Source organism: Phycisphaerales bacterium, from assembly GCA_035627955.1.
Taxonomy (GTDB): Bacteria; Planctomycetota; Phycisphaerae; order Phycisphaerales; family UBA1924; genus JAEYTB01.
In genome coordinates, this window is record DASPKU010000015.1 from 50,018 (window position 1) to 64,881 (window position 14,864).

General features: G+C 68.0%; 16 protein-coding genes and 1 tRNA gene. 4 read left to right on the forward strand and 13 right to left on the reverse strand.

Annotation, left to right across the window (positions count from 1 at the left end; all coding sequences use genetic code 11):
* Positions 1–41: 41 nt before the first annotated feature.
* Both lpxI and VD997_12990 read left to right on the forward strand, forming a co-directional pair.
* Entirely contained in the window at positions 42–992 is a 951-nt protein-coding gene (lpxI, locus tag VD997_12985) for a UDP-2,3-diacylglucosamine diphosphatase LpxI (protein ID HYE62904.1), read from the forward strand.
* 63 nt (positions 993–1,055) lie between these two features.
* Positions 1,056–1,733: an SAM-dependent methyltransferase gene (locus VD997_12990; protein ID HYE62905.1), complete on the forward strand. Its 678-nt coding sequence runs from the start codon at positions 1,056–1,058 to the stop codon at positions 1,731–1,733.
* Positions 1,734–1,821: 88 nt separating this feature from the next.
* On the opposite strand, the gene obgE is transcribed toward VD997_12990, so the two are convergent.
* From obgE to VD997_13055, 13 genes are all read right to left on the reverse strand, one after another.
* A complete protein-coding gene (gene obgE, locus VD997_12995) occupies positions 1,822–2,874 on the reverse strand; it encodes a GTPase ObgE (GenBank protein ID HYE62906.1) in 1,053 nt (350 codons plus the stop codon).
* Positions 2,875–2,973: 99 nt separating this feature from the next.
* The gene (locus tag VD997_13000; GenBank protein HYE62907.1) at positions 2,974–3,738 is read right to left on the reverse strand and encodes a tetratricopeptide repeat protein; all 765 of its coding nucleotides are present in this window, start codon (positions 3,736–3,738) and stop codon (positions 2,974–2,976) included.
* Positions 3,735–4,286 carry a hypothetical protein gene (locus tag VD997_13005; protein ID HYE62908.1) on the reverse strand — a complete coding sequence of 184 codons (552 nt, stop codon included), beginning with the start codon at positions 4,284–4,286 and terminating at the stop codon, positions 3,735–3,737. The genes VD997_13000 and VD997_13005 overlap by 4 nt, the downstream gene beginning before the upstream one ends.
* Before the next feature lie 58 nt (positions 4,287–4,344).
* On the reverse strand, positions 4,345–5,250 hold the full coding sequence (locus VD997_13010; protein ID HYE62909.1) for a type II secretion system F family protein: 906 nt from the start codon (positions 5,248–5,250) through the stop codon (positions 4,345–4,347).
* On the reverse strand, positions 5,250–6,236 hold the full coding sequence (locus VD997_13015; protein ID HYE62910.1) for a type II secretion system F family protein: 987 nt from the start codon (positions 6,234–6,236) through the stop codon (positions 5,250–5,252). Before VD997_13015 ends, VD997_13010 begins: the two co-directional genes overlap by 1 nt.
* Positions 6,233–7,549: a CpaF family protein gene (locus tag VD997_13020; protein ID HYE62911.1), complete on the reverse strand. Its 1,317-nt coding sequence runs from the start codon at positions 7,547–7,549 to the stop codon at positions 6,233–6,235. Before VD997_13020 ends, VD997_13015 begins: the two co-directional genes overlap by 4 nt.
* A 30-nt stretch (positions 7,550–7,579) precedes the next feature.
* Positions 7,580–8,749: a hypothetical protein gene (locus VD997_13025; protein ID HYE62912.1), complete on the reverse strand. Its 1,170-nt coding sequence runs from the start codon at positions 8,747–8,749 to the stop codon at positions 7,580–7,582.
* Positions 8,750–8,764: 15 nt separating this feature from the next.
* Positions 8,765–10,309 carry a type II and III secretion system protein family protein gene (locus VD997_13030; GenBank protein ID HYE62913.1) on the reverse strand — a complete coding sequence of 515 codons (1,545 nt, stop codon included), beginning with the start codon at positions 10,307–10,309 and terminating at the stop codon, positions 8,765–8,767.
* A 45-nt stretch (positions 10,310–10,354) separates the two neighbouring features.
* Positions 10,355–11,419 (reverse strand): Flp pilus assembly protein CpaB, encoded by a 1,065-nt coding sequence (cpaB, locus tag VD997_13035; GenBank protein ID HYE62914.1) that lies wholly within the window; start codon positions 11,417–11,419, stop codon positions 10,355–10,357.
* Between the two features lie 12 nt (positions 11,420–11,431).
* A complete protein-coding gene (locus VD997_13040; protein HYE62915.1) occupies positions 11,432–11,848 on the reverse strand; it encodes a TadE/TadG family type IV pilus assembly protein in 417 nt (138 codons plus the stop codon).
* Positions 11,845–12,426, reverse strand: coding sequence for an A24 family peptidase (locus tag VD997_13045; protein HYE62916.1), 582 nt, complete (start codon positions 12,424–12,426; stop codon positions 11,845–11,847). The genes VD997_13040 and VD997_13045 overlap by 4 nt, the downstream gene beginning before the upstream one ends.
* Before the next feature lie 119 nt (positions 12,427–12,545).
* Entirely contained in the window at positions 12,546–12,713 is a 168-nt protein-coding gene (locus VD997_13050; GenBank protein ID HYE62917.1) for a hypothetical protein, read from the reverse strand.
* An 80-nt stretch (positions 12,714–12,793) separates the two neighbouring features.
* Positions 12,794–12,961 (reverse strand): hypothetical protein, encoded by a 168-nt coding sequence (locus VD997_13055; GenBank protein ID HYE62918.1) that lies wholly within the window; start codon positions 12,959–12,961, stop codon positions 12,794–12,796.
* A 516-nt stretch (positions 12,962–13,477) separates the two neighbouring features.
* On the opposite strand from VD997_13055, the gene VD997_13060 reads away from it, so the two are divergent.
* Both VD997_13060 and VD997_13065 read left to right on the forward strand, forming a co-directional pair.
* Positions 13,478–14,707 carry a pilus assembly protein TadG-related protein gene (locus VD997_13060; GenBank protein HYE62919.1) on the forward strand — a complete coding sequence of 410 codons (1,230 nt, stop codon included), beginning with the start codon at positions 13,478–13,480 and terminating at the stop codon, positions 14,705–14,707.
* Between the two features lie 22 nt (positions 14,708–14,729).
* Positions 14,730–14,801: transfer RNA gene (locus VD997_13065), tRNA-Gly, on the forward strand.
* The last annotated feature ends 63 nt before the right edge of the window (positions 14,802–14,864 follow it).

Consider the following 14,864-nt stretch of genomic DNA (forward strand, 5'->3'; position numbering starts at 1 on the left):
CGACGGCGACCGACCTTGCTCCGCTCCGGAACGCCTGACTGATGTCTGCCCTCAGGACCCTTGCCCCGCTCACGATCCTCGCCGATCCACCGGCGCCGCCCACGGCCATCGGTCTCATCGCCGGCGGTGGCGGCCTGCCGATCCTGATCGCCCGCAGCCTGCGGGCCGCGGGGCACCCGGTTCACGGACTTGGCCTCGCCAACCAGTTCGACCCGACGCTCCCGCAGCTGTGCTCCTCCTTCCGCGAAGTCGGTCTGCTCCGGGTCGGCTCCTGGGGCCGAATCCTGTCCCGCCTGGGCGTGCACCACGCCATCATGGTCGGCAAGGTCGACAAGGCCAAGCTGATGCACGACCCGTGGCGCATTTTCCGGAACATTCCGGACCTTGCCACCATGGGCGTGTGGTACCGCCGGCTGCGGAAGGACCGCCGATCCCACGCCGTGCTCACCGCCGTTGCGGATGAGCTCGACCGCTGCGGCGTCACGCTGCTGGACTCCACCGCGCCCATCCCCGCCGAGATGGCCCACGCGGGCGTGATGACCCGCCGTCAGCCCACACCCGAGCAGCGGGCCGACATCGAGTTCGTGTGGCCGCTGCTGGCCCAGACGCTGCGGCTGGACATCGGCCAGGCGATCGCGGTGCGCGAGCGCGATGTGATCGCCGTGGAAGCCGTGGAAGGCACCGACCGCATGATCGAGCGCGTGGGCAAGCTCTGCCGCGCCAGGGGCTGGACGCTGGTGAAGGGCGCCCGCGCCGGGCACGACCGGCGCGCCGACGTGCCCACAGTCGGCATCAACACGATCCGGAACCTGCACGCCAACGGCGGCGGCTGCCTGGCTCTCGCCGCGACCGACGTCATCATGCTCGACAAGGACGAGATGATCGATCTCGCCGACAAGCTCGGTGTCGCGATCGTCGGTGTCCCGGCCGCGCAGGGCATCGGCATCACCCGCCCCGTGGACGAAGACATCGCGGCGTACATCGGCGCGTGACACGACGCCGGGACTGAGCCGCTCTGGGCGAAGTCCCGGGTTGGCAGTTGCCCGCGCGTCATCATGTCCAAGGACCCCACCAACCCCTACGTCAGCCGCGGCGGCCTCAAACTCCGCCACGCCCTCGACGAGTTCAAAATCGACGTCACTGGCCTCACCTGCGCCGACCTGGGCGCCAGCACCGGCGGCTTCACCGACTGCCTCCTGCAAGCCGGTGCCGCCAAGGTCTACTCCGTCGATACCGCCTACGGCGAGTTCGCCTGGAAGCTCCGCAACGACCCGCGCGTCGTGCTGATGGAGCGCACCAACGCCCTGCACGCCGGGCCGCCGGCCGGTGGCGTCGACCTCGTCGTCGTGGACCTCGGCTGGACCCCCCAGCGGCTCCTCGTGCCCGCGGCATTGAAGTGGCTGCGCACCTTCCCGAGTGCCATGGCGACGTCTTCGTCGCTATGGAGAGACACTGGCGCTCCACCGCCCTCGCATAGCCACGAAGACGTGGCCATGGCACGAAAAGGCCGGATCATCTCCCTCATCAAACCCCACTACGAGGCCCCCGACCTCACCAAGGGCGCGCCCAAGGGCATCCTCACCGACGAGCAGTGTGAGTCGATCACGCAGCGCGTGGTCGCGGAACTGCCGTCGATGGGCGTGCGTGTTGCGGGCCTGACCCGGTCACCCGTCCTCGGCGGCAGCAAGGGCAAGGGCAACGCCGAGTGGCTGGTGGTGCTGGAGCCATCCTAAAAAGCCGATCGCGCAAGCGATCGATCTTGATGTCTTTCTCGTCCTCTCAACGAAACCAAGGCACTCGATCGCTCGCGCGATCGGCTCTTTACGTCGCCTTCGCCTCGCCCTCTTTCCACCCCTCGACCTTGAAGTCGCTCGGGTGGAGCATCGCCCACAGCCGCTCCAGCAGGGGCTTGAGACCGTCGCGCGAGGCCGCGGAGATGATCATCACCTCGCGGTCGGGCCGCAGGTTCAGCTCCCGCGAGACCTCCTTGAGCGCCTCCTCGGCCTCCTCGGGCAGCACCAGGTCCGCCTTGTTGAGCGCCACCAGCTCGGGCTTCTCGGAGAGCGCCTCGGAGTACTGCCGCAGCTCCTCGCGGATCAGCTTGTAGTTCTGCACCGGCGTGGTGCCGTCCAGCGGCGCCACGTCCAGAAGGTGCACGATCACCCGCGTCCGCTCGATGTGCCGCAGGAAGTCGTGCCCCAGCCCCGCGCCCTGCGAGGCGCCCTCGATCAGCCCGGGGATGTCCGCCAGCACGATGCGTCGCGTGGCGTCGATGGGCGCGACGCCCAGCTGCGGCGAGAGGGTCGTGAACGGGTAGTTGGCGATCTTGGGTGTGGCCGCGGAGACCGCCGCCAGCAGCGTGCTCTTGCCGGCATTTGGCAGCCCCACGATCCCCACCTCGGCGATCAGCTTGAGCTCCAGCCGCAGCTTGAACTCCTGCCCCGGCTCGCCCGCGTCGGCGTGCTTGGGCGTCTGGTACGTTGAGGTCTTGAAGTGCTCGTTGCCCCAGCCGCCCTTGCCGCCCTTGGCGATGACCACCGAGTCGCCCGGCTTGAGGTCGTGCATCAGCTCGCCAGTCTCGGCGTTGAAAATCAGTGTGCCCGGGGGGAGCCGCATGACCAGGTCCGCGCCGTTCGCCCCCGTGCACTGCTTCCGCCCACCCGGCTCGCCGTCCTTGGCCGCCCACAGCTTCTGGTCGCGGAAGTCGTAAAGCGTGGACATGCCGGAGTCGGCCTGGATGACGACGTTGCCGCCGTCACCCCCGTTCCCGCCGTTGGGCCCACCCTTGGCCTCGAACATCTCGCGGCGGAATGACACCGCCCCATTGCCCCCGGCACCAGCACGAACACGGATATTGGCTTGATCGACGAACACGGGGGAGGGTAGGAGCGGGTGCGGGCTGACGCGGCCAGAACATGAAAAGACCCCTGCCGGGCAGGGGTCTTACTCGTACTGATGGAGGTTCTCGGCTGCTCAGGCCTTCGGGGCCGCCGCTTTGCTCGTCGTGGGCTTGGACTCGGGCGCCGCGGCGGGCGTCGCTGGTGTGGTAGACGGGGCGGGGCTCTTCACCGCCGTGCCCGTGGGCGCCGGGTGTGCCTGCGAGCCGCGGTGACGCGCGACCTCCTCCAGACGGGCAACCTCGGCGAAGTACGAATCGGCCTTGGCCTTATCGCCGCGGGACTCCGCCAACACTCCCACGTTGTAGTTGGCATCCACCGGGGGCATCACCTGCTGGTAGAGTGCCAGCGACTCTTCGTACCTGCCCATGCGGCCCAACGCCGCGGCCATGTTCGCTCGGTACCGCACGTTGCCCGGGGCGAGCGTCGCCGCCTTGGTGAAGTGCTTGAGCGCGCCTTCGTAGTCGCTCTTCATCATCGCGCAGATGCCCAGGTTATTGATCAGCACCGGGTCATCGCCGACCGTCTTGAGGCCGGTGTTCAGGATCGCCACCGCCTCGCCGTTGCGGTTGGCCCGCATATGGCACTCGGCCAGTTCGCAGTACGCCGGCGAGAAGTCCGGGTAGTCGCGGTTGATCCGCTTGAGCGTCCAGATCGCCTCCTCGTCACGCCCCTGGTGGACCATGAGCCGGGCGGCGTTGTACAGGGTCTGCGGCGTCGGGGCCCGGTCCGCCCCGCTCTGGAACTGCGCGTCGGCATCGCGGGCGGAGGCCCCGCCGGTACACCCGACCAGCAGCAGAGCGGCCCCGGTCAGGATAGCGGTGAGTACGGATCGGTTCATCGCTGGGTCCCCTTGTCGTTCGTGTTGCGGTTGCCGCGGTCGGTGCGGTCGGCGCTGTCGCCCTGGCTCGTGCTGCTGCCGCTTTCAGAGCTCTGGTTCGCCATCATGCTGCGGGAGAGGACTTCCAACGCCCGCTCGCTGGACACGCCGTCGCCGCCTGGCACCTTGTCGACGATGCGCAACGAGCCCTGGTCGACGCCCATGGCCACCAGAGCCCTGGTCACGTTCTGCACGCGGGCGTCGTACATCCCCTGATCCTCGCGCCCGCGCCGCAGGTTGATCTCGCCCGGGTACCGCGAGTAGTGCTGCGCCAGGATCTTGACGTCGCGCTCCCCCAGTTCGTTCAGCACGGCAGAGTTCGCCGCGAAGTGGTACGGGTACAGCGTGTGCTGCGTAATCACCGCGTTGGCGACGGACTCGTCGTCCATAGTCTGGATCGTCCAGCGGTTGACATTCTGACGCTGGTCGTCGACCCGCACCAGCCCGCCCTCCCGGGCGCAACCGGTGAGCCCCACGAGGGCGAGCAAGGGAATTAGCATGATCCGCACGAGTTGCTCCTTCCTTCTCTCGAAACACGAGGCGAGAACAGTCTAACCAGACGCGAAACTAGTGCTCGAACAGGTCCAGCAGCTTGAGGACCGCGGGGCCGACCATGACGACCATGGCCGCGGGGAACACGAACAGGACCATCGGGATGATCAGCTTTACGCTCATCTTCTCGGCCGACTCCTCGGCCTTGGCGCTGCGCTCCTGCCGCAGGCTGGCGGCGAAGGTCTGCAGGGCCTCGCCCACGCTGGTGCCGAACCGCTCGGACTGGATCAGCACCGCCACCAGCGACAGCAGTTCCGGCGAGTTCGTCCGCTCCGCCATGTGCCGCATTGCCACGTGACGCGGCGCATTGAGCTGGATCTCCAGGTTCGTCAGCGCCATCTCGTCGGCTAGCACCGAGCTCACGTGCCGGATCTCGTCCGTCACGACGTTCCAGGCCATGTCCAGGCCCATGCCGGCGCACACGCACACCTCCAGCAGGTCGGTTGCGTCCGCCAGGCTGCGCCGCACCTCCTGCGAGCGCTTGCTCCGCCGCATGGAGACGTACAGGTTGGGCACGAACGACATCACCGCGCCCACGAACACCATCAGCACGATCCGCAGCAGCGGCGGCACGGGCAGCCAGATGGTCGCGACGCCCACCATGGCCGCCCCGATCACCAGCAGCAGGATCTTGGACCCCAGGAACACCTGCGGTGCGGAGGGGTCCGACAGCCCGGCCTGCGTCAGCTGCTTCTGCAGCTTGTCCGTCGTCTTGCCGAACGTGACGGCGCGCCCCACGCGGTCGACCAGTTCCACTGCCCGCTGCTCGCCCTCGCCCGCCACATCGCTGATCTGGTCCGTGAACAGGCGCGGGGCGATGGCCTTCCGCTTCGCGCCCCGGGCCGCGATGATCGCGCCCCCCAGGAACAGCACCGCCAGGAAGACCAGCGCCGGCAGGATGATGAGCTGAGCGCCCTGCATCAGTACTTCAGCTCCGAGAGTTTGTTCATCACCCACACGCCCAGGATCATGTTGACGCCCGCGATCGCGAGCATCAGCTGCCCCACCGGCTCCTTGATCAGCGGCTTCATGTACTCCTGGTTGATGACGTTGAGCACCACGAACAGGATGATCGGCAGCGCGATCAGCACGCGCTTGCTGAACTGCGTCTGGGCCGTGAGCACCTTGATCCGCCGCCCGATGCGGACGCGGTCGCGGATGACCGACGCCAGCCGCTCCATCACGTCCGCCAGGTTGCCGCCGCTGCGCAGCTGGATCGTCACCGCCGTCGCGAACAGCTGCACGTCCTTGTTCGGGGTGGTCGCCGCGACGCGCTCGATCGCCTCCTCCAGCTTCAGCCCCATGGTGTGCTGCTGGCAGATCGAAGAGAACAGCGTCTTCACCGGGTCCGCGAGCTCGTCAGAGATCAGCTGGAACGCCCCCAGCAGCGGGTGCCCCGCCCGCAGCGACCGCGCCGCCAGCCCCATCGCGTCCACGAACTGGTGCTCGAACAGCGCCTCGCGCTTGTCCACGCGTGCGCCCAGGTACCACCAGCCCCCCACGACGACCGCCATGCAGGCGCCCGCGGCCACCACCACGCTCTGCGTCAGCATCCACCCCAGCACGCCGCCCAGGATGCTGAACCCCAGCACGCTCATGACGAACGGCTTGGGATCCCCCTCGAAGCCCGCCTTCACGAACAGCACGTGCATGCGCTGCTCGAACGTGGGCTTCTCGTCGTCGCCCCGCACCACCGTCGATGCCAGCTTGCCGTCCAGCCACAGGCGGATCACACGCCCGCTGCCGTCATCCGCCCCCTCGCCGATCCCCAGCCGCTGCTCCATCGCCTTGGCCCGCGCCGCCCGCCGCAGCGACAGCAGCATCAGCAGCCCGAACCACAGGCTGGCGAGCAGCCCGAACAGGGCCACCACGATGATCACGTTCATGATCAGGCGTGGGTCGCTCATGGGCTCCCCTTCGGGAACGGCAGCGGCCGCCGCTCAAACAGCGTCGCCGGCAGCTTCGTCCCTTCCGCCTCGATGCGGTCCATGATCCGAGGCCTGATCCCGCACCCCTCAAACTGCCCCAGCGCGTGCCCGTCGGGCCCCACGCCCGTCTGCCGGAACTTGAAGATCTCCTGAAGGCAGACCGTGTCGCCCTCCATGCCCGTCACCTCCATCACCGACTGCACCTTGCGGCGCCCGCCGGTCATGCGTGCCACGTGCACCACCAGGTTGATGGCCGAGGCCATCTGCTGGCGGATCGCCGTCACCGGGTAGTTCAGGCCCGCCATGGAGATCATGTTCTCCACGCGCCGGATGGCGTCGCGCCCGGTGTTGGCGTGCACCGTGGTCATCGACCCCTCGTGACCGGTGTTCATCGCCTGCATCATGTCCAGCGCCTCGGCGCCGCGGACTTCGCCGATGATGATGCGGTCAGGCCGCATACGCAGCGTGTTGCGCAGCAGGTCGCGCTGCGTCACCTCGCCCCGGCCCTCGATGTTGGGCGGGCGGGTCTCCAGCCGCACCACGTGCTGCCGCTGCAAGCGCAGTTCGGCCGCGTCCTCGATGGTCACCACGCGCTCGCCCGCGGGGATCCACCGCGACAGCACGTTCAGCAGCGTGGTCTTGCCGGCGCCGGTGCCGCCCGCCAGCAGGATGTTGATCCGCGACTTGACGCTGGCCTCGAGGAACTGGGCCATCTCCGGCGTAAAGGCCTGGAACTCGATCAGCTTCGCCGCGTCGATCGGGATGACGCCGAAACGGCGGATGGACACCGTCGGCCCGTCCAGCGCCAGGGGCGGGATGATGGCGTTCACGCGCGAGCCATCGGCCAGGCGCGCGTCCATCATCGGCGTGCTCTCGTCGATGCGCCGCCCGACCTGCGAGCCGATCCGCTGGATCACCTTCAGCAGGTGGTCGCTGTCGCGGAACGACGAGGTCGCACGCACCAGCCGGCCCTCGCGCTCCAGGTACACCTGGTCGGGGCCGTTGATCAGGATGTCGCTGATCGTCGGGTCGCGCAGGAACTCCTCCAGCGGCCCCAGCCCGAAGATCTCGTCCAGCAGGTCGCGCAGCAGCTGCCGCCGCTCAGGCGCCGACAGCGGCGTGCGCTCCTCCGTCAGCAGGGAATCGAGCTTCCGCGAGCACTCCGCCGCGAGCTGGTCCTGCGGCAGCCGCTGCGCCTCGACGAGGTCCAGCGAGTCCAGCAGCCGCCGGTGCATCCGCACCTTGAGGTCCTGGAGCGCGCCAGCGCCCAGCACCTTCGGCGCTCCGTTCATCGGGGGTGTTGTTTCAGGTGGCGGCATGGGTCACCAGTTGATCTTGCTCGGTTTCAGCCCCTCAGGGCTGGAGTGGGCCTTATGAATCTGCTCGGCCAGCGCCGCGATCCCCTTCCGAAGGGCGCTCCGCGGCGCCTGCTGACTGAGCGGTTTGCCGAAGTTCATGCTCTCGACCGCGGCCTCCCAGTCGTTCTCCAGCCGTCCAACGCTCTCTCGCCCCAGGGCGCGGCACACGTCCTCGTACCGCACCAGGGCCCCACGCTTCTTGAAGCGGTTGATCACCGGCACGATCGTGTCGGGCATGCACCCGTGCGAGACCAGCGCCGTGATCAGCTTCTTGACGCAGTTGACCCCCACCACCGTCGCCTGGAACGGCACCAGCGTCAGATGGCTGTGCGACACGATGTCGCTCGTCACCTCCAGCGGCAGGCGCGGCAGGTCGAGCACCGTGTACTGGAACCCCTCCTTCGCGGCCTCCAGGAACCGCCCCATGTTCTCAAAGGCGATCCGCTGCCCGTGGCTCCGCGTCGAGACCGACGCGCTCTCGATCACCGACAGCGTGCCCGAGTGCAGCGTCGCCGAGCTCCTGATCAGCTCGGCGTCCATGCGCGATGCATCCGCCAGCACCACGTCAAGCGAGTACTGCGGCTCAATCCCCAGGTACGCCGCGGCCGCGCCGCAGTACATATCCAGGTCCACCAGCAGGGTGGACGACTTGGTGAGCAGCCGCAGCTCATCGGCGAGGTTCACCGCCAGGAGCGTGGCGCCCGCACCGCCGCTCGCCTGCAGCACCGTCACCGCGCACCCGGTCCCCGCCTTCTTGAGGGCGGCTACTGGGAGCACGCGGTTGAGCACGCCGATGAGGTCCGAGGCGATCGCCTCCTTCCCCAGGAAGTGCCGCGCCCCCACCTGCATGGCCTCCAGCAGCAGCTCCTGGCGCGGGTGCTGGCCAAGGGCCACGAACCGCGTGTCCGAGAACTTGCTGATCAGCGGCTCCAGCAGGCTCAGCGTCCGCTCGGGCTCGGGGTCCACATCCACCAGCGCCACCGTCGGCGCGCCGGTCTTGAGTGCCCTGAGCAGTTCCGGGAGCGAACGCACCGAGGTCTCCAGTGAAAGCGAGCGCTCCGCGCGCAACGCCGCAATGACCGAGCGTTCGGTGCCCGGGTCCGCCGTCATCAGGTACACGCCGCGCTGCGCCATCCGTGCGTCCGGTCCTTAGTGAGCGGCCGAGTCGTTCGGCCGCAGGTTCGAGGTTGAGGAAGCGGGCGCCTGGTCGTGGGTGCTCCACGCGCCCGGACCGCGCAGGCGGTTCATGCCCGTGGACTTCATCCACTCGCAGTCCGCCGCACTCACACGCGGCGTCGGGTTGCCGTCGATCATGCCCTTGGAGTACAGCTCCCAGTCGTTGGGCGAGCTGTGCGTTGAGCCCGGCACCGCCGTCTTCCCCGCGACGTTCATGGGCTCGACGAGGTCCGCCGTCACCATGACCACCAGTTCCGTCTCGCCTGCCTGGTACCGCACCGAGCGGAACAGCGTGCCCAGCACGGGCAGGTCGCCCAGCAGCGGCGCCCGCGAGTTGCGCCCCTCGCTGCGCTGGCTGATCAGCCCCGCCAGTGAGAACGTCTGCCCGCTCTTGAGCTCCAGCGTGGTCTCCGCACGACGCGTGAGGATGGCCGGGATGCGGAAGCCCTGGATGTTCACCGCGCCGGTCTCAGTAAGCTCGCTCACCTCCGGCGCCACCAGCAGCCGGATGGTGTTGTCACCCAGCACGTAAGGCTTGAACCGCAGGCGGACACCGAACTCCTTGTACTCAATCGTGATCGAGGTCGTGCTCGTGGTCGCCGTTACTGCGCCGCCGCCCTGGACGACCGGGATCGGGAACTCGCCGCCCGCGAGGAACGTCGCCTCCTCGCCGCTCACGCACTTGAGGCTCGGCTCCGCCAGCACGCGGAGGTAGTTGTTCTCCTGCAGCGCCTGGATGAAGGTGTCAATCTTCCACTCGGGGATGCTCACGCCCAGCCCGAACGCGTTGTCGAGGCTCCCCGTGAAGCGGCTCACCCCAGCGGTCAGCAGCGAGGGGTTCGTCGTGCCGGTGCTCGTGTCAGAAAATGCAGGTCCGATCCGATAGCCACCAACATCCGTGTCCGCCGCGAGGATCCGCAGCGCCGCACGCTGCACCTCCGCAACGCGCACGCGGATCAGCACCTGCTGTACGCCGGCGACCGTCGTGCGGTCCACGAACTCCATCCCCGTCTTCTCGAAGAACGAGCGCAGGCCGGCGGAGTCGTCCACCCGCCGCAGCAGCCCGCTCACCACCAGCACGTTCTGAGCGACGGTCACGTCGAGCTCGGCTCCCGGGAAGAGCCGCTCGAGGTCGGCCTTGATGCGAGCAACGTCGATGCCCACATCCACGCGGGCCCGCCAGATCCGCTCGTCCTGGCTCCACAGCACCAGGTCCGTCGACCCCGGCTTCTTGCCCAGCACCAGCACCTGCTCGGGCGTCAGCGCCTGCACGTCGGCGATTGACGGGTCGGTCACCGACACCCGCGCAACCGGCCACGGTGGGCGGATGACCTGCGACTGCCCCGCCAGGATCTGCAGCGGCGGGTTCTCGTCCCCCGGCTGCGACAGCACGATCGTCGCGACCTGCGACTGCGCCTGAACGCCGACGGCGAGCCCGGCCACCGCCGCCAGCCCGCCGACGAACACACCCAGGCCCGGAACCCAGGCCGACGTACGCCCCCACTTCTGATTCAGCATGGACTTCAGCTCCTTGCGCCCTCTCTCGATCCACTCTCATCGGACCTACGGCCTCGCAGCCTCGACCGTCTTCTTGTCAACCGGCTTCGGCTTCACCTTCTTGACCGGCACCGGCTCGGCCCCGGGGATCGGGAACGAGTTCTGCGACGAAGCGCCGCCGCGCAGGACGGTTGTCACCCACATCGGCAGCTCGTATTCGATCTCTTCTTCGGGTTCTTCCCTCGGCGCGGGCACGGCCGGCCGCTGGGGCTCGCTGGTCAGAGCGAACACACCCGCCGGCAGGGTGCCCGGAGCCGGCGTCGGAGCCTGGGCTGGCGTCGCCGCCATGGGCTGCTGCGGCACATCCCGCACCGCCAGCATCTTGGAGTCACCCTCCAGCAGCTCGGGCGGCAGGCCGATGTCCTCCAGGCGCGTCACCCGCGAGGAATCCTCGGCCGTGTCGGTCGGCCCGCGCAGAGCCAGCGAGATGCTCCCGAAGTCCATCGCCAGCCGCAGCTTCTCGGCCTGCTCGGGCGAGACAAGCAGCGTCACTTTGCGACGGTTGGCGTCGATGTTCTTGGGCTGCTCTTCATCGAGGGGCGACGCCATCGTCCGGTTGTCGATGGCGAGCACCGTGATGTTCCGCAGCAGCGTCTTGGACAGCACGCCCTGCTTCGCGTCACCCTTGCTGCGCATGTCGAACGACGCGATCACGTCCACGTTCGAGCCCGGGTACAGCAGCCCGTCCAGCATCGAGTAGTCCGCCACCGCGATCGGGAACGCCCGCTTGCCCGGGGGCAGCATCGAAGCGATGTAGAAGCCGGACCCCTCCGGCGCGAAGACCGCCTCGGTGAAGGGCTGCCCCTTCACCAGCTTCACCGTGATCACCTGCCCCACCACCTTGGTCATCGTGGCGATCGCGCTCTTGGGCGCCTGGGCCCGCGAGATCTTCTTGACCTCGCACATCTCCTCGGTGACTTTCGTCATCGGCTCGATGTCCTTGCCGGCCACGATCACGTCGACGTCATCGCTCACCGCCGCGGGCGCCGAGCGGTTGAACATCACCAGCAGGGTCGCGCACAACGCGCAGATGACGCCAAGCCCCACCAGCCCCAGGTATTGCAGCTTCATACGTGCTCCGCCTTATGGCCCCTCGCGGGCCATGACCACCCGCCCACGGATCGTGGTCGGGGTTGGAATCAGAACGATACCCACCGCGTCAACATTCGCGTAGGGAACAGTGATGTCAACCGTCAGCAGCTGCCCCGCCCCCAGCGTCCCCGGGTTCGCGGGCGTCACCGTCAGCGTGTAACCGCTCGATGCCATCCCCGACGCCGTCATCGCGGTGCTCACGGCGTTGGTGATGTCAGTAGAAGTAGACCCGTACCGCGCCCCAGCCCGCGCCCCCACCCGCGCCGCGTTGGAGAGCTGCTGGCACTTCAGCAGGCACCAGCCGTACTCGATTACCCCCAGCACCAGCAGGATCATCAGCTGCGCAACAATGGCCATCTCGACGAGGGCCGCCCCACGCCGCGCACCACCTTGACGTGTCTTCCTCATCCGCGCCATAAGAAGACCCCGATGCCCGCGACGAGCAGCCCCGCGCAAATCGCCACCCCGTACGGCACGGTTTGCGGCTCCTCACGCCCAGGTTCCACTCCCGCCTCCGCCTCCGCTGCCGCGGGGACGGTACGGGCGACGGCGTGACCCGCCCATCCCACGACCATGCCCGAGATGTTGCCCGCGACCTCGCGGGTCTTACCGGTCGCTATCGCATATCCGATGCCAAGGAGAATCCCCGACACTGCCACCGCCCCCAGAACGATCCCGCCGTTGATGACACCCAGCCACACGCCAAGAGCGCCCATCAGCTTGGCGTCGCCCGCGCCCCCCCCCGCGAACAGGAACAGCAGCACATAGGGGAGCCCAAGGGCGACGCACGCCAGAAGCCCATCCGCAACCCCCGCCACACCGCCCGACCAGGCGGCGAAGGCCAGCCCCGTCGCGAACGTTCCCGCCGTCAGCCAGTTGGGCAGCCGGCGCGCATGCAGGTCCGTCGCCGCACCAACAAGCACGGCCACGGCCGGGACCGCCCACTGGAGCGCGGGCTGCGAGCTGTTCCAAAGGGTCGTGAGCACCGCATCCTCCCTAATCCGGTGTTCCCGGCCATACGCCCCGCCGGGGGATAGAAACCGAAGGGGCACCGTTTCCGGTGCCCCTCGGCTGGCTTGTCGAGGCCTCGCGGCCTCTGGCGCGATTAGGCGCCGAGCTCGCTCTTCAGGCCGTTCCACTTGCCGTGGACCCAGGTGCCGATGGCGGCGACGATGGCCACCACGCCGGCGACGATGAGGCCCGCGACGATCGCGTACTCGATGGTCTCGAGGCCGCGCTCATCCTTCACGAAACGGTTCAGAATCTTCGACATGGCAATCTCCTTCTAGAGTTGTGGCAGGTTGCCCCTGCCGGGTTGGTGTCTGGGGCCACGAGCCCCCTCTCTCCCACGGCTCAGGCGCCGAGGCTGGTCTTCAGGCCGTTCCACTTCCCGTGCACCCACGTGCCGATGGCGGCGACGATGGCCACCACGCCCGCGACGATGAGGCCGGCGACAATCGCGTACTCGATGGTCTCGAGGCCGCGCTCGTCCTTGGCGAAACGGTTCAGAATCTTGGTCATGTGACGTTCCTTTCTTCAGCTGTCCGGCCTGGGAAGTCCCCGCCGGCTCTTCAAGCCCCCCGCCGAGCCGCACGCGCGCCTCTGCTGCCAGGGTTCCCAGGATGCGGGGACAACGTCCCCGGAATCGCCCCCGCGGCGTTCCCGCCGGCAGAGCCGTTCACGAACCGGTCAACCGCTTTCGTCCTTGAGGTAAGTCCGTTCACCTGAGGCGGTTACCGGGTCTCCACCCGACCGTTGCCCTCAGTGCGGTGCATGCTGAGCACGCCCAATGTGTACTCACCTTTAGCCGTCCCAACCACCGATCCTGACAAGTCATTGCACAAAACGGGGCATTAACCTGCACAGACCGCCGATCTTACCATGCGGTGCACGCTTCCAAAGGGTTATTGGCGTCCTCATTCGCAAGTGCGTGATCCGTTTGGGTTTGCGCACATCGACCAAGCATCCACAACTTTCCCTTGAACCCACGGCGTCCTGCCGTAGACTCTCCACATCTGCGTGCGGGAGCACTTTCATATGAAGGGTGGGCGCCGGGGTATTGCCATCGTCTGGGTGAGCATCGCCATCGTGGTGATGCTTTCGCTCGTTGGCCTCGCGCTCGACACCGGTTACGCCGTGCTCGTCGGCAACCAGCTCCAGAACGGCGCTGACGCTGCGGCCCTCGCCGGTGCACAAACTGTCGCGACCGACCAGGCCACCGCCCGCGCCCGCGCCTCAACGGCCGGTGCGGCCAACTCCGCCGCAGGCTCCAGCCTCACCTTCGACCAGAACACAGACGTCGAGGTCGGTTACTTCCACCCCTCGACCAAGGTATTCACCGCTTCCGGCGTTCTTCCCAATGCGGTCCGCGCCCATGCCCGGCGCACCGGCACCGCCCACGGCGCCGTGCCCCTCCTCTTCGGTGCCGCCTACGGCTCGCCGACCATGGATATGACACGCGACGCGGTGGCCAGCATCAACGTCTCCGTGTCGCCCGCGCTCCTCGTGATGGACCCCACCGGCGAGTACGCGCTGGACCTCACCGGCTCCGCCCGCATCCGCGTCCCCAACGGCGGCGTCCTCGTCAACTCCAGCCACCCCAACGGCACCCGCCTTGGCGGCTCGTCCATTCTCGACACCCCTGCGCTCGCGATCACCACCAGCTCCATCCCCGACATCTCCCACCTTACCGGCCAGCTCGCGACCAACCGCGCTCCGCAGTCGGACCCCATGGCGTGGCTTCCCGAGCCCACCCCCGGCCCCGCCGTCGAGACCAACAAGGTGGTCGTCGGCACCGGCAACACCCGCACCCTTGAGCCCGGCTACTACCCCGGCGGCATCAACGTCCGCGGCACGCTCGTCATGAACCCCGGCATCTACATCCTCGATGACGACTTTGAGGCCAACAGCCAGGCCAGCGTCACCGGCAACGGCGTCATGATTTTCCTTCGCGGCTCCGCCAACATGGGCTTCAACAGCGACGGCATGACCCTTCTGCTCAACCCCCCCACCTCCGGGCTCTACCAGGGCGTCACCATCTTCCAGCAGCGCGGCAACACCGCCGCGTCCAGCCTCCCCGTCTCCGGCACCGCCATCCCCAACGGCACCATTTACATCCCCAGCGCGCAGCTCAACATCACCTCCAGCGGCGGCTCGGGCGGCGTCAAGCTCCTCGTCTGGCGCCTCAACGTGTCCGGCTCGGGAACGCTGACCATCACCGGTCAGAACCAGATCTCCACCACCGGCAACCCGTTCCTGGTCGAGTAGCCCCGCGTATCATCCTGCCGACGCGGGCGTAACTCAGTGGTAGAGTGACAGCCTTCCAAGCTGTACGTCGGGGGTTCGAATCCCCTCGCCCGCTTTCAGCTTCCAATCACGTGGCGGCATGAAGGGCGCGGTTCCCCAACCGTGCCCTCTTCATTAG